At 43.1% G+C, this 18740-nt stretch carries 20 protein-coding genes and 1 riboswitch; of the genes, 1 reads left to right on the forward strand and 19 read right to left on the reverse strand.

All coding sequences use genetic code 11. The features are described from left to right. Nucleotides 1-103 precede the first annotated feature (103 nt). The 7 genes from HMPREF2685_RS08375 to tmk are packed head-to-tail and all read right to left on the reverse strand — an operon-like array spanning nucleotide 104 to nucleotide 4255. The gene (locus HMPREF2685_RS08375) at nucleotides 104-457 is read right to left on the reverse strand and encodes an arsenate reductase family protein (RefSeq protein WP_061590777.1); all 354 of its coding nucleotides are present in this window, start codon (nucleotides 455-457) and stop codon (nucleotides 104-106) included. 5 nt (nucleotides 458-462) lie between these two features. Then, nucleotides 463-954 (reverse strand): methylated-DNA--[protein]-cysteine S-methyltransferase, encoded by a 492-nt coding sequence (locus tag HMPREF2685_RS08380; protein WP_070466364.1) that lies wholly within the window; start codon nucleotides 952-954, stop codon nucleotides 463-465. Next, a complete protein-coding gene (locus HMPREF2685_RS08385; RefSeq protein WP_003008260.1) occupies nucleotides 938-1519 on the reverse strand; it encodes a GNAT family N-acetyltransferase in 582 nt (193 codons plus the stop codon). Before HMPREF2685_RS08385 ends, HMPREF2685_RS08380 begins: the two co-directional genes overlap by 17 nt. Nucleotides 1520-1536: 17 nt before the next feature. Continuing rightward, nucleotides 1537-2394: a 16S rRNA (cytidine(1402)-2'-O)-methyltransferase gene (gene rsmI, locus HMPREF2685_RS08390; protein ID WP_070466366.1), complete on the reverse strand. Its 858-nt coding sequence runs from the start codon at nucleotides 2392-2394 to the stop codon at nucleotides 1537-1539. Nucleotides 2395-2396: 2 nt separating this feature from the next. Further along, nucleotides 2397-2717, reverse strand: coding sequence for a DNA replication initiation control protein YabA (yabA, locus tag HMPREF2685_RS08395; RefSeq protein ID WP_003005416.1), 321 nt, complete (start codon nucleotides 2715-2717; stop codon nucleotides 2397-2399). 9 nt (nucleotides 2718-2726) lie between these two features. Beyond that, a complete protein-coding gene (locus HMPREF2685_RS08400) occupies nucleotides 2727-3620 on the reverse strand; it encodes a DNA polymerase III subunit delta' (RefSeq protein WP_070466368.1) in 894 nt (297 codons plus the stop codon). Then, nucleotides 3617-4255 (reverse strand): dTMP kinase, encoded by a 639-nt coding sequence (tmk, locus tag HMPREF2685_RS08405; protein ID WP_003004942.1) that lies wholly within the window; start codon nucleotides 4253-4255, stop codon nucleotides 3617-3619. Before tmk ends, HMPREF2685_RS08400 begins: the two co-directional genes overlap by 4 nt. Before the next feature lie 149 nt (nucleotides 4256-4404). Between tmk and HMPREF2685_RS08410 the strand changes: the two genes are divergently transcribed. Further along, nucleotides 4405-5292, forward strand: a complete 888-nt coding sequence (locus HMPREF2685_RS08410) for a YitT family protein (RefSeq protein WP_070466370.1) — start codon at nucleotides 4405-4407, stop codon at nucleotides 5290-5292. A gap of 393 nt (nucleotides 5293-5685) precedes the next feature. On the opposite strand, the gene HMPREF2685_RS08415 is transcribed toward HMPREF2685_RS08410, so the two are convergent. From HMPREF2685_RS08415 to HMPREF2685_RS08470, 12 genes are all read right to left on the reverse strand, one after another. Next, nucleotides 5686-6342, reverse strand: a complete 657-nt coding sequence (locus HMPREF2685_RS08415) for a CBS domain-containing protein (protein WP_003005183.1) — start codon at nucleotides 6340-6342, stop codon at nucleotides 5686-5688. A gap of 174 nt (nucleotides 6343-6516) precedes the next feature. Beyond that, the gene (locus HMPREF2685_RS08420; RefSeq protein WP_003005434.1) at nucleotides 6517-7227 is read right to left on the reverse strand and encodes an ABC transporter ATP-binding protein; all 711 of its coding nucleotides are present in this window, start codon (nucleotides 7225-7227) and stop codon (nucleotides 6517-6519) included. Next, on the reverse strand, nucleotides 7227-7991 hold the full coding sequence (locus HMPREF2685_RS08425) for an ABC transporter ATP-binding protein (protein ID WP_003005595.1): 765 nt from the start codon (nucleotides 7989-7991) through the stop codon (nucleotides 7227-7229). The genes HMPREF2685_RS08420 and HMPREF2685_RS08425 overlap by 1 nt, the downstream gene beginning before the upstream one ends. Next, the gene (locus HMPREF2685_RS08430; protein ID WP_070466373.1) at nucleotides 7991-8938 is read right to left on the reverse strand and encodes a branched-chain amino acid ABC transporter permease; all 948 of its coding nucleotides are present in this window, start codon (nucleotides 8936-8938) and stop codon (nucleotides 7991-7993) included. Before HMPREF2685_RS08430 ends, HMPREF2685_RS08425 begins: the two co-directional genes overlap by 1 nt. Nucleotides 8939-8941: 3 nt before the next feature. Further along, complete coding sequence (locus HMPREF2685_RS08435) at nucleotides 8942-9811, reverse strand: branched-chain amino acid ABC transporter permease (protein ID WP_021153669.1); 870 nt, start codon at nucleotides 9809-9811, stop codon at nucleotides 8942-8944. 81 nt (nucleotides 9812-9892) lie between these two features. Continuing rightward, nucleotides 9893-11050: an ABC transporter substrate-binding protein gene (locus tag HMPREF2685_RS08440; RefSeq protein ID WP_023918808.1), complete on the reverse strand. Its 1158-nt coding sequence runs from the start codon at nucleotides 11048-11050 to the stop codon at nucleotides 9893-9895. Between the two features lie 108 nt (nucleotides 11051-11158). Beyond that, the gene (locus HMPREF2685_RS08445; RefSeq protein WP_023918810.1) at nucleotides 11159-11437 is read right to left on the reverse strand and encodes a DUF2129 domain-containing protein; all 279 of its coding nucleotides are present in this window, start codon (nucleotides 11435-11437) and stop codon (nucleotides 11159-11161) included. Nucleotides 11438-11715: 278 nt separating this feature from the next. Then, nucleotides 11716-12306, reverse strand: a complete 591-nt coding sequence (locus tag HMPREF2685_RS08450; protein ID WP_049473995.1) for an ATP-dependent Clp protease proteolytic subunit — start codon at nucleotides 12304-12306, stop codon at nucleotides 11716-11718. Between the two features lie 128 nt (nucleotides 12307-12434). After that, on the reverse strand, nucleotides 12435-13064 hold the full coding sequence (gene upp / locus HMPREF2685_RS08455; protein WP_003005574.1) for a uracil phosphoribosyltransferase: 630 nt from the start codon (nucleotides 13062-13064) through the stop codon (nucleotides 12435-12437). 219 nt (nucleotides 13065-13283) lie between these two features. Beyond that, nucleotides 13284-15944, reverse strand: a complete 2661-nt coding sequence (gene mgtA, locus HMPREF2685_RS08460) for a magnesium-translocating P-type ATPase (RefSeq protein ID WP_070466375.1) — start codon at nucleotides 15942-15944, stop codon at nucleotides 13284-13286. A gap of 207 nt (nucleotides 15945-16151) precedes the next feature. Beyond that, nucleotides 16152-16309: riboswitch (M-box (ykoK) riboswitch) on the reverse strand. 35 nt (nucleotides 16310-16344) lie between these two features. After that, the gene (locus tag HMPREF2685_RS08465) at nucleotides 16345-17508 is read right to left on the reverse strand and encodes a MalY/PatB family protein (protein WP_070466377.1); all 1164 of its coding nucleotides are present in this window, start codon (nucleotides 17506-17508) and stop codon (nucleotides 16345-16347) included. Nucleotide 17509: 1 nt separating this feature from the next. Beyond that, complete coding sequence (locus tag HMPREF2685_RS08470) at nucleotides 17510-18607, reverse strand: cystathionine gamma-synthase (RefSeq protein WP_070466379.1); 1098 nt, start codon at nucleotides 18605-18607, stop codon at nucleotides 17510-17512. Between the last annotated feature and the right edge of the window lie 133 nt (nucleotides 18608-18740).

The raw sequence follows: 18740 nt of genomic DNA on the forward strand, positions 1-18740 counted from the left end.
GTCATGGAACTTCTTTGAAGTTCGCTGACGCCCGTACTCACCTAAGGAAAGCTTCTGGCATACTTTTATTATAGATCTGAAGAAAATCCAACTCCCTTTTCTTTTACAAACCTAAGTCTGCGTACGGTTTCCGGTAGCCCACTTGAACAACTTTTCCGTCTTTGACAAGGAGAGGCCGCTTGATCAGCATACCGTCTGAAGCAAGGAGATCCGCCACTTCTTTCACTGTCAGTTGATCCACCTTATCTTTCAAACCGAGTTCCCGGTATTTCATTCCGCTAGTATTAAAGAAAGACTTGATCGGTAGGCCAGACGCTGCCATCCAGTCTTGCAATTCTTTGCTAGTAGGTGTTTCTGTGACAATATTTTGGCTTTGAAAGTCACATTGGAGACCGTCCAATTCTGATTTAGCCTTTCGACAAGTCGAACATTTTGGGTATTCAATAAAGGTATACATCGATTTTATTTCTCCTTCCAGGTAATTCCTTCATGGTGTAAGAGCCAGCGTTTGCGATCGAGTCCAGACGCATAGCCCGTCAGTTGTCCATCTTTTCCCATCACACGGTGGCAAGGGACTAAGATCGTCAAGGGATTGCGTCCGACAGCCTGTCCCACGGCTTGGGCTGAACCACAAGAAAGATCCTGGGCAAGCTGGCCATAGGTTTTGGTCTCACCATATGGGATCTCTCGCAATAACTGCCACACCCGCTCTTGAAAAGCTGTCCCTTGCGGTGCTAGTGGAAAGCTGATAGCGATTGGATCCCCCGCAAAATAGTGGTCCAACCACTCCTTCACCTTCTCATGGAAGGGATGGACCTGCTCCAGCGCCCCATAGGGATCAGTCGCCTCCTCTTTCGGATCATAAAAATCAAGCTCAACAAGGCCTTCTTCACTGACAATGATCGAAAGAAGCCCCATAGGGCTTTCATAAAATTGTTTAAGATAGAGAGTCATTGTAGGCCGCTTCTGCTCTTTGGTCCCAGCGGTCCTCTTCTGAGACCACTTGGAATAGACTAGTTTCTGCTTTTCGTTTGATCTTTTGATAAGCCAGACGGACGCCATCAATGGGGACCTTTCCACAATAATGGTAGCCCAATTTTTCAAGTAAATGCTGCATCACCAGATTATCCGGGTGCGTATCGCAACGGAAATCTGGCCCTTTTTCCCCTTCGATTAAACCTTGAAGGAAGGTCTGCGCTACCCCTTTGCCAGCAGCTTCTTTGGCTACAGCGACCCGGTGAAAAGTGACATACATATAGTTGTCATGCTCCCACTTACCATCATAAATCTCATTGTAAGCCGCTTCGTTGCCCTTGTAGACAGCTGCATAGGCCACGACTTCCTGATCTTCAACGGCGACATAGCCACGACTTTCTAGAATATCCTCAAAAATGATCTCTTCATCTGGATAGCCATCCTGCCACTGGTCGACCTGTCTTTGAGCCAGGCTTTCCTTGGCATCTTGGATAATTTCCATAATTCGCTTAATCTCGTTGGGATAAGCCATTCTAATTTCCATCCTGCTTCCAACCTTTCCTAGTCTTGATGGTAACGAGCATAGAGCTCACTCTTTTGCAGGCCATATTGTTTGGCGACCTGTTTAATTGCTTGATTTTTCTTCATGCCCTCTTGGACCAAGGTGTCGATCTCTTGAATCAAGTCGACCTCTTCTAGGTCTAGCTCTTCTTCCTTGGCTCCTTCGACGATCAAGAGACACTCCCCTTTGAGGGAATTTTCTTCAAGAAATGCGACTAACTCAGAAATACTGCCACGAGTATATTCCTCGTAGATCTTGGTCAATTCACGAACCAGGACGACCGAACGATCCCCATAGACAGCCAACATATTCTCTAAGGTCGCCTTCACCCGATGGGGCGACTCATAAAAGATCTGAGTCTCAGGGTAGGCCACTTTTTCTTGGAAAAAGGCCTTTTGTTGCCCCTCTTTGCGAGGCAGAAATCCATAAAAAATATGAGGTTGAGGGGCTAGGCCACTGGCAATCAAACCCGTTATACCTGCACTAGGACCAGGCACAGCTACGACAGGAATCTCGCGTTCAATCGCTGCCTTGACCAAATCATGACCAGGGTCAGAAATACTAGGGAGTCCTGCATCTGAGACTTGCGCTAAGTCTTTTCCAGATTCTAAATGGGCGATCAGATCTGGAATTTTCTCCATGGCATTGTGCTCATGAAAGCTGGTCTGGGGTGTCGCAATCTCAAAATGCTTGAGCAAGAGGCCTGTATTTCTAGTATCCTCAGCTGCGATCAAGTCCACATCCTTTAGGGTCTGGACCATGCGGTAACTCATATCCTCCCGGTTACCGATCGGTGTTGGGACCAAGTAAAGCACCCCAGTTTTCTTTTCCCCTTTAAAACTTCGTTGGATCTGCATGCTTACTCCCTAAATAACAACTCGTCACAAAACATACACTCTTCATCGTTCTCACGGCGTTGACCATAGGAATAAGTGCAGATATGAAAACCATCGTTGTAAATACGTTGCAAATTTTCACGACCATGGTGTTGTGACTTTGCGGATGAAGTCTTCTCCACTTCCCCCAAACGCTCTCTCAATTTATCATTTTCTAAGCGAAGAGCTGTATTTTCTTCGATGACTTGTTTCAAATTTTTCTTGATGGCTTCGACTTCAGCCAAGGTGACCAACAAATTCTGAGAAAAGCCGTCTAAAGCATCAAATAATTCTTTTTTATTCATTCTGACTCCTTAACTTTCTAAGCTCAAAACCATATATTCTAGAGCATTTTGAAAAGAAACATTGGCCTTCCACATCCTGCGAGCAAGACTCAATTTCTCAAGCAACTGCTGGGAGCGACTCAAGCACAACTGCTCTTCTAAAGCCAACTCCATCAAACGAAAGGCCTGGCTTTGTTTTTCCTTATCATCTGCTAGGCTCACTAAGCGGGTCACTTCCAAATAAGCACGATTTAAATTGGATTGACAACGTTCGATGAATTGATCACAAATTTTGGCCAGTTCAAAAAAAGTGGCATTCCTTTTTTGCTGCTCTGCTTCTTCGAGACTAAAACTAAAACGAGCTACTAAATTTGCCTGTGATTTGATCAAGCCTTCTTTTTCTAGCAGTTCGGTTAGGTAGGCTTGCTTTTTAGGAAAATGGACCTGCTGGGCCCGACTCTTGATGGTCGGTAAGATCAAGTTTTCATCGGAAGTCAACAAGAAGAGATAGATCTCACTCTGGGGCTCCTCCATGACTTTTAAGAGAGAATTGGCCGCATTGGTATGCATCTTATCCGCATCTTGGACGATAAAGACCTGCCGACTTCCTTCAAATCCTGATTGAGAAAAGTCTTGAACGAGCGAGCGAATGCGGTCAGTCTTAATGATTTGGTTGACTGGACGCACGATCTTTACGTCTGAGAATTCTTCTTCTTCAATCAAGCGGCAGGAACGGCATTTGCCACAAGGCCAGACTCCCTGCAAATCTTCGCAAAATTGACTTTGAGCTAGCAAGAGGGCCATCTCAAAACTGGCAAAAGAACCCGTAAAGAGATAAGCATGACTGAGCTGTTTGTGTTCCAAGATCTGGGTGAAGCGCTCCACCAATTCTGGCTGGAGCTGTTGGATCTCTTCTAGCTTCATTTCAATATCCCCAAGCGATTTTCTAAAACAGCCAAGACATCCGCAAAGACTGCTTCAAAGGATTGACTGGCATCGATTTTCACAATGCGCTCTGGTTCCTTTTCATACAAGGCCAAATAACCTTGTCTGACTTTTTGGTGAAGCTCCAATCCTTCCAAATCTAAACGATTGACTTCCCGCTCTTGGTTTTTGGCAATTCGAGCGAGCCCTTCTTCGACATCCAGATCAAAGTAAAGGGTGAGGTCTGGTTTAAGACCATCTGTCGCGAATTGATTGAGCCACTCGATATCTTCCACACTCAGACCGCGACCATACCCTTGATAAGCGACCGAGCTGTCAATAAAGCGGTCCATCAAGACAACCTTCCCAGCTGCAAGGGCTGGCAAGACACGTTCCACCAAATGCTGCCGGCGACTAGCAATATAGAGCAACAACTCAGTCTTGGCATCCATACTAGTATGGTCTGGATCTAAAATGACTTGGCGGATCTTTTCTGCAATGTCTACACCGCCTGGTTCACGGGTTGTAATAAAAGGAATTCCTTTTTCTTCAAGTAGAGGCAAAACGGCTTCTAGGACCGATGATTTCCCCGCTCCTTCTGGACCTTCAAATGAAATTAATGTACCGTTTACCATAGTATCCTCTTTCTGTTTTTCTTCTTTTTATTTTACCAAAAATAAGGGTAAAAATCTTGTATTTTAGGAGAGAAAATTTTTCAAAGTCATTTTCATTTTTTCACTTTTTTGTTACAATGTTCTTATAAAGTTTTAGGAGACAACCTATCATGTTTAAATTTAAAGATATTCTGGCTATCATTTTGGGGGCCGGCATTTTTTCATTTGGGATCTATTTTTTGGTCATTCCCTTTCACTTCTATGAAGGAGGAGCAACAGGGATTACCTTGATCACCTATTACCTCTTCAAAATCCCAGTATCCCTGATGAACTTGCTGATCAATATCCCTCTCTTCGTTCTGGCTTGGAAACTGCTGGGCAAGAAATCTCTTTATCTGAGCTTACTTGGGACTTTCTCGGTTTCGGCATGGATGGCAATTTTTGAAGCTATGCCCCTCAGCCACCACTACCATCACTTTATCTTTACAGCCTTTAAAGGAGATATTCTGCTTGCCTGTATCGCCTCAGGGGTTGTCCTTGGTTTAGGTCTAGGGATCATCTTCAATGCCGGAGGAACCACTGGAGGAACAGATATCCTCGCTCGCATCTTTAACAAATACACTTCCCTCAGTATGGGGAAACTCATGTTGATTGTAGATGCCATCGTTCTGACAACTGTGGTCATTGTCTTCCAAGATGTCCGTACAGCTATGTACACCCTCTTCTTTATCCTGATTGACACCCTTGTCATCGACTTGATTGGAGAAGGTGGTTTTGCTGGAAAAGGCTTCCTTATCGTTACCTCTAAACCAGAAGAAATTGCCAAAAAGGTATCCGACGATCTAGGCCGTGGAATTACCTTCATTCGTGGGATGGGCTACTACAGCCGCAAGGACCTGGATATCGTCTACTGTGTCGTTTCGCGGAATGAGATGAAACAAATGAAAGACATCATCAATCAGATTGATCCATTCGCCTTCATCACCATTTCTGAAGCCCATGAAATTCTCGGCGAAGGCTTCACTTTAGATAAAGAAAAACAACCCATTAACCGTTAATAGAAAAAATAAGGCTAGATTTTCATCTAGCTTTGTTTTTCTATTTACGATTTTCCTTAGGTGAGTACGGACGTTAGGTGAAATTGTCCAGTGGATGATTTCAGCAATCCAGGAAGTTCCATGACTAAATCAAGATACAACCCGCGGCCCGTATTCAATTAGTTTTGAGCCCCTTCGCTTTTTAATTTCTAAGCTCAGGCTAAAACAGTTCCCCAAACTGTTTTACTCTCAAAAATTCCGAGAGCATGAAACAAGTATGTTTCATGCTCTTTTCTCACGGCGGAAAATCTTAGAATACACGTCATAATTAATAAAATCATAATTATTTTTATAGAATTTATTAAGTTACTTTATACAAAATCATACTGGATTGTCATCCAGCCTGATTTTGTATTAAATAGCTTTTGCGGTTGTTCGAGTGATTTCATCAACTTTCAAACCGTTGGCTTCAAATTTACTACGGATTCCTTCTAGATCTGTCACCCCATCAATTTGGACTTCGATAACCACACGGTCGTCTTTGGTTGGGATATTGACTGTATTGGCGATGTTATACCCCTCTTCGACAATCAAGTGAATGATTTGTTCGAGAACGCCAACCTTATCTTCTGTCACAAAGCGAACACGAACTCCTTCTTCTCCATAACCGGATACTTCAAGGAAGGCACGGAAAATATCACGGTCTGTGATGACACCGGATACTTGGTCATTGTCCACGACTGGAAGAATTCCTACCTTGTTCTTATACATGAGGTAGGTCGCATCTTCTAAGCTCGCAAATTTAGAGACGGTAATGACATCGCGAAGCATGACATCTTTAACCTTGGTCTTGTTCAACAGATAGTTCATCTCGAAAATAGACAAGCTTGTTGCTTTAGATGGACTTGCTTCTGCAATCGTACCTTCTGTCACCAAACCAACCAATTTATCATTTTCAATGACTGGCAAACGGTGCAAACCTTGTTCGCGCATCAAATCTGCCGCATGGGCAATTGTAGTATCTGGACTAATGTAAACCACTTTACGGGTCATAAAATCTTTAACAGCCATAACAAGTTCTCCTATGCTTTTATTAGTTTTATTATACTTGATTTTAAGAATGATTTCAAACGCTTTCAGCAGTTTTCTCTTGTTTTCAAAATTTAGAAAAATCAAACAAGAGAGATGAAAAAAGAAAGGTCTTCAGGACCTTTCTTTTTAATATTCTAGTGAACTTTAGAAATCTTATCCACCAAGGTAGGCCTTGCGGACTTCTTCTGAGGCTAAGAGTTCTTTTCCTGTTCCGGTAAGAACGACTTTCCCTGTTTCCAAAACATAACCGCGGTCTGCGATGGCAAGGGCCTTATTGGCATTTTGCTCGATCAAGAGAACCGTTGTCCCTTGTTTTTGGATATCTTGGATGATATCAAAGATTTCTTGGATAAAGATTGGAGCCAATCCCATAGAAGGTTCATCCAGAAGCAAAAGTTTTGGCGTCGACATGAGTGCACGCCCCATTGCAAGCATTTGTTGTTCCCCACCAGATAGGGTTGCTGCATCTTGATTCTTCCGTTCTTCCAAACGTGGGAAACGGGAGAAAACTTTCTTCAAGTTAGCTTGATTTTCTTCTCGATCTTTCTTCAAGAAAGCGCCCATCTCCAAGTTTTCCATAACAGTCAAGCCTGGAAAGACGTGGCGGCCTTCTGGAACTTGAGAGAGTCCCGCTGCTACAATCTTTTGAGCCGGAACCTTTTGAATCTCTTGACCTAAAAACTCGATTTTCCCAGCACTTGGACGCACCAAACCTGAAATGGTACGAAGAATAGATGTTTTCCCAGCACCGTTAGCACCGATAAGAGAGACAACTTCCCCTTCGTTTACCTCGAAACTGACATCACGGACAGCCTGGATCATGCCATAGTGTACAGAAAGATTTTCAACTTTTAACATAGACATTAGGCTTCACCTCCTAGATATGCTTCGATTACGCGTTTGTTGGTCTTGATTTCATCTGGCGTACCATGGGCAATCAAGCGACCATATTCCAATACATAAATCCGTTCTGTTACTTCCATGACCAAGCTCATATCGTGCTCGATCAACATGATCGTAATATTGAATTCTTTTTGAATGCGACGGATCAATTGGGTCAATTCTGCTGTTTCTTGAGGGTTCATCCCGGCAGCAGGTTCATCCAAGAAGAGGATTTTTGGCTCTGTAGCAAGGGCACGAACGATCTCCAAGTGACGTTGTTGTCCGTAAGCTAAGTTTTTGGCCAAGGTATCTGCTTCTTTTTCCAAACCAAAAATCGCTAACAATTCAAGGGCTTTCGCTTTCAAAGCTTCTTCATTCTTGTAATAGCTTGGCAAGCGGAAAAGACTCGCAAAGACATGTGGTTTGTGGTGATTGGCAAAGGCAATCAAGACATTGTCCAAAACGCTTAAATCTTTAAAGAGACGAATATTTTGGAAAGTCCGTCCCAGACCACCTGCAGCGATTTTATAAGGTGCTTTACCATTTAGCAACTGACCATCTAAGGTAATGGTCCCTTCACTTGGTTCATATACCCCTGTTAGGAGGTTGAAGAGGGTTGTTTTACCGGCACCGTTGGGTCCGATCAAACCAACCAATTCCCCTTCATTAAGTTCCATGGTCACATCCCCAACGGCTGTCAAACCACCAAAGTTTTTTGTTAAATTTTTTACTTCAAGAAGTGCCATTAGTTAGCCTCCTTTTTTGAGAGTAGTTTTTTCAAGCTGAATTCCCATGTTCCAAGAAGACCACCTGGACGGAAGATCATCACGAGAATCAAAGCCAATGAGTAAATGATCATACGTACACTTGAGAAGTCTTGAAGCACCATGTTCAAGATACCCAAGACGATGGCTGCCAAAACTGTTCCTGACATTGATCCCAAACCACCAAACACGACAATGATCAAGACATTAATGGTATTGGTGAAAGAGTAATCTTTAGGAACAACAGAGCCGATAAAGCCAGCTTGGAGAGATCCAGCAATCGCCGCTGTGATCGCACCAAATACAAAGGCGATGACTTTGACTTTGGTTGTATTGATCCCAACAGATTCTGCTGCGATTTCATCTTCACGAACAGAAAGGGTAGAGCGTCCAATTGGACTGCGTAAGAAGTTAATGGTAAAGATCGTTGTAATGACAACAAAGAGGTAAACCAATTGCCAAGTTGTAAAGGCTGGCAAACCAAGGATCCCAGCAGCACCATTTGTTAGAGTACCACCATTGACGATCAAGATCCGAATGATTTCAGAAACCCCAAGTGTCGCAATCGCGAGGTAGTCCCCTTTCAAACGAAGGGTTGGAACCCCAACGATCAAGGCAACGACACCAGCAATCAAAGCACCTAAAACCATCGCACCAAAGAAAGCCCCATAGGTTGGTGATTTAGAACCGAGAATGGCTGCAGAATAGGCACCAATCGCCATAAAACCGGCATGTCCGAGTGAGAATTGACCTGAGAAACCAACAATGAGGTTCAAGCCAACTGCAAGGATAATATTAATTCCGATTTGTTCTAAAATTTGGATATAGAAGAGGTTGAGCACACCCGCTGCAACCAAGACTTGGATCAAGGCAAAACCTGCGACCAAAAGACCAAGCCAGACTAAATTCACTTTTAAATTTTGTTTCATGGCTTACACCTTCTCTTTCACATTTTTACCGAGGATTCCTGCTGGACGGATGAGCAAGATCACAATCAAGATGGCATACACAATGGCATCACGAAAGTCTGAAAGACCGATCGCTGTAGCGAATGTTTCCAACAAACCGATGACAAATCCACCTAGGGCCGCACCTGGAATGATTCCGATTCCTCCAAGAACGGCTGCGACAAAGGCTTTGATCCCTGGTGTCATCCCCATCAAAGGCTCGATCGAGTTGTAGTACAAACCGATCAAGACCCCACCAGCACCTGCCAAGGCTGAACCCAAAGCAAAGGTGAAGCTGATCGTACGGTTTACGTTAATCCCCATCAATTGAGCCGCATCACTATCGACAGATACAGCACGCATGGCTTTCCCCATCTTTGTCTTTTGGATAATAAATTGAAGAGCGACCATCAAGAAAACAGACACTCCCAAGATCATCAACTGAATATTGGAGATTGAAATAGGACCGAAGTTGTAACGAACCGTTTTAATCACTTGCGGGAAGGAACGGGTATTGGCCCCTACGAAGAAGACCATCCCATATTCGAGCAAGAAGGAAACCCCGATGGCTGTGATCAAGGCTGCAATCCGAGTCGAATGACGAAGCGGACGATAAGCCAGGTATTCAATTACAACCCCTAAAATAGCTGTCCCAACCATGGCTAGGAGCAAGGCTACAAAGAAGTTCACTTTCCATGAGTTCAATAAGAAATATCCCATAAAGGCACCTACCATGTAGATATCCCCATGGGCAAAGTTGATCAATTTGATAATTCCATACACCATGGTATAACCAAGGGCCAAGAGTGCATAGACACTTCCCAAGATTAGACCGTTCACTAATTGCTGGAGCATTTGAACCATCCTTTCTAACAATAAAGAGCGAGGCCAGGAATTTTCATTCTCCCAGCCTCTTGTACAAACAACAAATGATAATTATGGTTTAACAGACTCAACTGATTTGACTTTACCATCTTTCAAGCCAATCATAAGAGCTGATTTAACCGGGTTGTGGTTCTTGTCAATTGACATTGTACCAGTCACACCTTCCAAGTCTTTCAACTTCGCAAGGTTATCTTTCAATTCGACAGAGTTCTTAGCACCTTTAGATGCTTCTGCAACCATGTAAACTGAATCATAAGCCAAAGCTGCGAACATTGAAGGTTCTTCATTGTATTTCGCTTTGTAGGCTTCTACGAATTTCTTGGCTTTATCAGTCATTTCACCTTCAGTAGAGAATCCAGCTACGTAGTAGATATCTGTAGCTGCAGCAGGTGTTGCTTGTTCAACGAACTTAGCATCGCTAAATCCATCCCCACCAATGATTGGTTGTTTGATTCCCATACCACGCGCTTGGTTTACGATCTTACCAGTTTCTGTGTAGTAACCTGGAAGAACAATCGCATCGAAGTCTTTATCTTTGATTTTTGTAAGAGCAGCTTGGAAGTCTGTATCCTTAGATTGGAAGGTTTCTGTTGCTACGATTTCACCTTTGTAAGATTTCTTGAAGGCTTCAGCAATCCCTTTCGCATAGTCAGATGAGTTATCGTAGTAGAGAACGACTTTCTTCGCTTTCAAGTTATCAGTTGTGTATTTAGCGATGATTTTTCCTTGGAAGCTATCGATAAAGGTTGCACGGAAGAGGTAATCTTGACCTTTTGTCAAATCATCTTGAGTTGCTGATGGTGTGACCAATGGAACACCTGCTTTACCAGCGTTGGCAACCGCTGCTGCAGTAGCACCTGAAGTTGCAGGTCCTACAAGAGCGTTCACTTTTGATTGAGTGACAAGGTTTGTAGTGACTGTAGCTGCTTCAGCTGTTTCAGATTTGTTATCTTTATCTGTGACAACGATCTTCTTACCGTCAGCTCCACCCTTAGCGTTGATTTCATCAACGGCCAATTGAGCACCTTTTTGTTCAGCGCTACCGTAGGCTGCTACTTCACCAGTTTTTTCAAAGTTAAAACCGACTTTTAGTTCCTTGCCGATTTCGTTACCAGTTGTGTTTGAACCTGAAGTAGAAACTTCACCACAAGCAGCAAGAAGAGCGACACTTGCAATGGTTAAAAATGAAAGAGCAAATTTTTTCTTCATTTGTAATGATCTCCTTAAATGAATCTTAAAATAAATACATTAAGAATATACCGAATTATCTGACAATTGTCAATAAAAAAAGCGCAATCCATCAAATGATTGCGTTTTCTAAACTTCTGTGACCACAGATGGGGTCTCCAATCGTTGTAAACTCCCCACAAAATCTGTATCTAAATCTTTGAGATGGCAAGGCAAGACCTTTTTGACATAACGTTCTTTCTTTAAGTCTTCCATGACTTGATCGGCCTTGTCACTGTCCACATACAATTGGACATAACGGCATTTCTTAGAATGGTACAAGACATCTCCTACAGATTGTAATTTTTTCCCGTCTCGATTGTAATACAATTTAACAATCAAGCCTGTTCTTTCTTGTTTCTCAAACATGGTCAATCCCTTTCTCGTTCTGTTACTAGTATATCAAATTTCAAGAAAAAGAACTACTCTTTTATGAGAGCAAAAAAAGAGAGTGGGACAGAAATCGGTAATTCGTTAGAATTCGATTTCGTCGTCCCACCTCCGCACAGTTGAGTAGGGCTGTAAAAGCTGATGGGATCAGCGTAGTAGAGCCCACTCAACCACTGCGTCTTGCTCGACAATCCAAAAATAATTGAGAGGCTAGGACTTTTGTCCCAGCCTCTTGACGGACCTTCCCATAGGATGGTTTAGTCCAATTTATTATTGGCCATGATTTCATCAATAAAGCCATATTCAAGTGTTTCTTGCGCGCTCATCCAATTGTCACGTTCAGCATCAGCATGCACTTTTTCGATCGGTTGACCTGAATTTTCCGCAAGGATTTTTTCCAAGTTATTCCGTGTTTTGAGCAAGTGTTCTGCTGCAATCGCCATATCGGTTTGTTGGGTACCACCACCAGTACCACCCATTGGTTGGTGAATCATGTACTCGGCGTTTGGCAACATGAAGCGTTTGCCCTTAGCACCGCTTGAAGCAATGATAGTTCCCATAGATGCTGCCATCCCCATGACAATGGTTTGGACATCTGACTTGATAAAGTTCATGGTATCTACGATGGCAAGACCTGCAGAGACAGAGCCACCTGGGGTATTGATATACATATAGATATCTTTTGTATTATCTTGGGCATCCAAGAAGAGCAATTGAGCGATAATGGAGTTAGCCATTTGGTCCTCAACTGGTCCTGTTACCATGATAATTCGATCTTTCAACAGACGGGAATAAATATCGTAAGAACGTTCTCCACGACTGGTTTGTTCAATAACTACTGGAATCATCTATTCTTCTCCTTTAGCATCCATTCATTCTCACGATTCGTGAGGTTCAAAGTATATGTGCTATTATAAACCAATGGTCAAAAAAGGTCAAATCTTAAGCACCTTTCGGACGAATCATGAATGGTTTCTTATTTGGTACCGAATAAACGGTCACCTGCATCTCCAAGACCAGGAACAATGTAGCCATGTTCATTCAAATGATCATCGAGAGCTGCTGTAAAGATATCAACATCTGGGTGAGCTTCTTGAAGAGCTTTCACCCCTTCTGGCGCTGATACTAGGCAGACAAATTTGATATGGCTAGCGCCACGTTTTTTCAAGGAATCAATAGCTAGAATAGCGGATCCACCCGTAGCAAGCATCGGGTCTACTACAAAGATACGACGTTGATCAATATCTTCTGGCAATTTCACCAAGTATTCAACTGGTTTCAAGGTTTCTTCATCACGGTACATCCCGATATGGCCAACCTTAGCAGCTGGTACCAAACTCAAGAGACCATCGACCATCCCAATCCCTGCACGAAGAATTGGGACAATAGCCAATTTCTTCCCTGCGATTTGCTTTTGAACGGTTTTAGTAATAGGAGTTTCAATCTCAACATCTTCAAGAGGCAATTCACGCAACACTTCGTAGCCCATCAACATAGCAATTTCATCTACCAATTCACGAAAGGCCTTCGTAGAGGTATCCGTGCGACGGAGAATAGACAATTTGTGTTGAATCAGTGGATGTGTAATAACTTCTAATTTTCCCATTTTGAGATCCTTCTTTCTAAGCTGTTATTATTCAAAAAAGAGCTATGATAAAAGCGGAGTCAAGCTCTACTCTTTCTTTCAGTCCCTCTTTGATACTCACAGCACATGGAAATCTTCATTTCCAACTTTACATTCTTCTTATTATACCAAATTTTACAAAAAAAAGAGAGCCCTTACACTTAATTTTTTAAGTTCGGACTCACTCTTTCTATCAATCAATTACAACCATTCTTTGTATTTCTTAATATAGATACGTTTGACAACCGTCACACTCAGCATATAAAGGACGATAATAGCAAACAATAGAACAAAGTACAATCCATTTAGTTGGCTCAACTTCAAGATAGAAGCCAAAGGACTATATGGAAGGGAGGTTACAAAGAAGGCTGCTGCTAGGGTCGTCACCACGACTGAGAAGGCTGGACGACTTTGGATAAATGGCAGTTTTGGTGAACGCAACATATGGATAACCATGGTTTGAGACCACATGGATTCGATAAACCATCCAGTTTGGAACACCATGATAAAGGCTGCTGCATCTGCTGCTCCATGGTTGTAGCCATGACCTAAAATCATAGGAACAACAAGGAAGTAAAGAAGCATGTAGGTAATAATATCAAATACAGATGAAATGGGACCAATCCAGGCCATAAAACGCATGATAGAGTTTGCTTCCCAGATACGAGGTTTCTTGAGGAATTCCTTGTCGACATTGTCAAAAGGAAGGGCGATACAAGAAAGATCATAGATAAGATTGAGCACAATCAAATGAACGGGAGCCATTGGAAGGAAAGGCAAAAAGATGCTGGCAAAGAGCAGAGAAAAGATGTTCCCGAAGTTAGAAGAGACCGTCATCTTGATGTACTTGGTCATATTGGCATAGACCTTGCGGCCTTCGACCAAGCCTTTTTCAAGAACCATCAAGTCCTTATCTAGAAGGATGACATCTGCTGTTTCCTTGGCAATATCCACAGCGGTATCCACGGAGATCCCAACGTCTGAGACCTTCATGGATGGAGCATCGTTAATCCCATCTCCCATGTAACCCACCTTGTGGCCATTGTTCTTGAGACAGAGGATGATCCGCGCTTTTTGATCTGGTGATAATTTGGCAAAGACCGTTGTTGTTTCCACAACTTGTGCTAACTCTTGGTCTGTCATCGTATCGATTTCGCTTCCCAAAAGTATCCGCTCGACATCTAGTCCTACTTTTTCACAGACAGCTTGGGTGACCTTATCATTGTCGCCAGTTAAGATCTTAGTGGTAACCCCATATTCTGCAAGAGCTTTGATCGCTGGAGCTGCAGAAGGTTTTGGTGGATCAAGAAAGGCCAGGTAACCGGTTAGGATCATGTCTCCTTCATCTTCAACACTAAAGATTTCATTTTCGTCCAAGTCGGTTTTGTAGCTGACGCCCAAAACACGAAGACCTTGTTCATTTAATTGAGCGACCTCAGCGAGGACCTCTTGACGGACCTCGTCTGTTAATCGTTTGATATCACCCTTGTACTCAACATAAGTCGATACAGAAAGCATTTCTTCCAAGGCACCCTTGGTCACCATGCTGACCACACCGTCTTCGTCTTTAACAATGACACTCATGCGACGACGTTCAAAATCAAAGGGCAATTCATCTATCTTATGGAAGGTTTGATCTAGATCTCGGACGATCTCATGTTTCTTGGCTTCTTTATGGGTTCGATTGATAATCGCCCGGTCCATCAAATTTTTTAGCCCAGTTTGGAAATAGGAATTCAAATAAGCCCGGCGAAGGACTGATAGATCCAAATCGCCATGGATATCAAGCGGATACTCCAAAACGATTTCATCTTGGGTCAAGGTTCCTGTCTTATCTGTACACAAAATATCGATAGCCCCAAGGTCTTGGATCGCATTGAGTTTTTTGATGACGACTTTTTCCTTGGCCATGATGATGGAGCCTTTGGCAAGACTCGCCGTAATAATCATCGGCAACATTTCAGGAGTCAAACCAACCCCAACGCTGAGGGCAAAGACGCCTGCTTCTAACCAGTCACCGTCTGTGAGGCCATTGATCACAAAGACAACGGGCACCATGACTAACATGAGCCGAATCAAGAGCCAAGAGATGGTATTCATTTCTCTCTCAAATGAAGTTGGTTCGTCATAAGTGTTGATGGTTTGCTCAATGGCGCCCATCATGGTTTCATCTCCCACGACCAAGACCAAGGCTGTCGCCCGGCCGGAGATGACATTGGTCCCCATGAAGGCCAAGCTTTCACTCTCCAAGAGACTATCTAAATTTTGACTGTCGGCTTTTCTGAGACAAACCTTTTCAACAGCATCACTTTCCCCTGTGAGGCCAGATTGTTGGACAAAAAAGTCACGAGAATCAATCAAGACCACATCTGCTGGGATCATATCGCCGGCACTCAGTTTGATCACATCTCCGACAACGATTTCATCGATCGGAATTTCTTGTTCGGATCCATCACGCAGAACGGTCGCTGTATTGACAATCATACGTGATAAGTTGCTGGCAGCTTTGTCGCTTCGCAATTCTTGAATGAAGCGGATCCCACCAGAAATCAAGACCAAGGTCACAATGATGATGGAGGTCGTTGGGTCCTGCTCACCTGGCTTCGCTAGCCAGACATTGGTGATGAAGGAAACCAGCGCAATGACCAACAAAATCACCGTAAAAGGATTGATGATCGATTCGTAGATCTTTTTGATCATAGAATCTTCTTGACCTTTTGTGATGACATTTTCGCCATAAGCATCGCGGTTTTCTTCTACTTGATCGTCAACTAGACCAAGGGCACTGGTTTGGTAGTTGGCAAAGGTGCTTTCAAGTGGTTCTTGAAGAGCGTTAATAAGTCTTTCTTTATTTGTTTGCATTGGTATCTCCTTTTTCAATCAGGAGCCAATCACTTTTGGAGTCCCTACGACACAAATCAGCGATTGGCTGGTTCGGTGCGGTTCGGGATGATCGTCGATTTGTATCATAGCTCTCTCCTTTCTCTTTTCTAGGTAAGGCATAAAAAAGAGTCCTACCCTCGATCGGTAGGACTCATGAAACTCGTCATTTATTTTTCAATCAAAACTCTCAAAAAACTGACCGTCCAAGCTTTAGCTCCACAAGGCAATGAAATGAGCTTAGTCTTGACCTTTGCGATCAGGACTGTTGACCAACGAGTAGTGTCTCCACTGCTTTGCGGTAGTCATCCGTATCCTTGTGGTAGCCTCACCTACCGTATTTCGAGTTTATTGTACTCCTTCACTTACAGAAAGTCAACACTTATTTGTGAAAAGTTTCCACCAAGCGTTTGGTAATTTCTTCAATGAGGGTGAAGGGAGCTGCCACATTGAGGCGGGCGTGCAAGGTTCCTTCTTTTCCGAAATCTGTTCCACGGTTCAAAATCAATTTGGCTTGGTCATGGATTCTAGCATGTAGCTCATCATCGGTATAAGGATAGGCTGAAAAGTCCAACCAAAGAAGATAGGTTCCTTGGGGCTTCATGACTCGGATATTGGTCTTTTCCTGCAATTCATCTACAACATAGTCAATGTGTTTTTCAAAGACTTGCTTGAGCTCTGTCAACCAAGGTTTGCCATGGCGATAAGCTGCTTCTGTAGCAATATAGCCCAAGCCTGAGATTTCATGTTGGTTATTGGCCAATTGCCGTTGTTTAAAAGCTGTGCGAAGCTTTGGATTTTCAATAACCACATAAGAATTTTTTGTTCCTGCAATATTGAAAGTCTTGGTCGCACTGGTTAAGATCAAGCTAAAGTCTTTAAAGCTTGGGTCAACTGTGTTAAAGCTGGTATGACGGTGGCCAAACAAGGCCAAATCTTGGTGGATCTCATCTGAAACGAGTAGGACCCCATGTTTATGGCAGAGGTGACCGATTTTTTCCAAGACCTCACGATCCCATACACGGCCTCCAGGATTGTGCGGATTGCACAAAACATAGAGTTTAACCTCTTGCTCCACAATATCTTTTTCCAACTGATCAAAATCAATTTGAAAAAGTCCGTCTTTTTCGATCAACGAATTTTCGATCAATTTTCGACGATTGAGCTTAACGCTTCGTGCAAACGGAGGATAGACTGGTGTATTGATTAAGACAGCATCCCCTTCCTTGGTGAAGGCTTGAATGGCTGTTGAAATAGCTGGCACAACACCCTCGATAAAGACGATCGCTTCCTTGTCAAAGGAATAGCCGTGCTCATTTTTTTCCCAATCAAGGATAGACTGGTAGAGGCTATCTGAGGCATAGGTGTAGCCGTAGACCATTTGGTCAGCATAGCCAATTACCGCTTCTCGCACTTCTGGAATGACGTTAAAATCCATGTCCGCGATCCAAGCCGGAATGATCTCTGGATCCGTCTCTGTCTCTTTCCACTTATAGGTATGGTGGGTCAAGCGATTGGGTAAAGTCGTGAAATCATATTTGGTCATCTTAAGCCTCCAATGCTTGTTTCAAATCGTCAATCAAATCATCCGCATCTTCGATTCCGATAGACAAACGAAGCAGGTCATCTGTCAAGCCGTATGAATGACGAACCTCTGCAGGGATATCTGCATGAGTCTGAGTAGTCGGATAAGTGATCAAGCTCTCCACTCCACCCAGACTTTCTGCAAAGGTAAAGACTTGAAGAGAATTTAAAAAATTAGGAATTTTTTTCTCATCTTGAATTTTAAAGGAGACCATCCCCCCTTTTCCAGTGTAGAGGACTTCTTTGACCTGAGGCGATGTTTTCAAAAACTCGACCACCTTGCGAGCATTCTCTGTGGAGCGCTCCATCCGGATAGAAAGCGTCTTGAGACCACGGATTAGCAGATAGCTATCAAATGGGGAAAGAACAGCACCTGTCGTATTCAAATTGTAAAAGAGTTTGTCATACAAGTCTGCCTCATTTGTCACGACAACACCAGCCAAGACATCGTTGTGACCAGCTAGGTACTTAGTTGCTGAATGAAGAACAATATCCGCTCCCTCTTCAATTGGGCGTTGGTAAATAGGGCTATAGAAGGTATTATCCACCACGACTTTGGCACCTTTTGCATGGGCCAATTTCGCTAAATGAGCAATATCAAATTCCAACATCAATGGATTAGTTGGTGTTTCAATATAGAGGACATCTACTTGATCCTTTTCTAGGTATTGGAGCAGTTCTTCTTCTGTATTGGCATAGGTAAAAGAGAAGCGGCCTTCTTGCTCTTGTTGGTTAAACCAGCGGAAAGAGCCTCCATAAAGGTCACGAACGGCTAAGACTTTTGTACCAACGGGGAAAATGCTAAAAGCAAGCACAATCGCTGACATTCCAGAACTTGTCGCCAAAGCATAATCTGCACTTTCGATAGCTGCCAAAGTCTTCTCAGCTGTTGCGCGTGTTGGATTTTTTGTACGGGTATAGTCAAAACCTGTAGACTGACCAAATTCTGGGTGTTGGTAAGTTGTTGAAAAATGCAACGGAGTCGTCAAAGCTCCCGTCGCTTGATCTGACTTGATTCCTGCCTGTGCCAAAATCGTATTGATATTGCGTTTTTTACTCATATTGCCCTCCAATAATCAATTAATCTAACTGCTTACTATTTTATCACTATTATGAGGAGAGCGGTTTTCCCATTTTCAAGACCCAGCTATAGTTTCAAACTATAAGAAAAGAGAGTGGGACAGAAATCGGTAA

Source organism: Streptococcus sp. HMSC074F05, assembly GCF_001808725.1.
Classification (GTDB): Bacteria; Bacillota; Bacilli; order Lactobacillales; family Streptococcaceae; genus Streptococcus; species Streptococcus parasanguinis_I.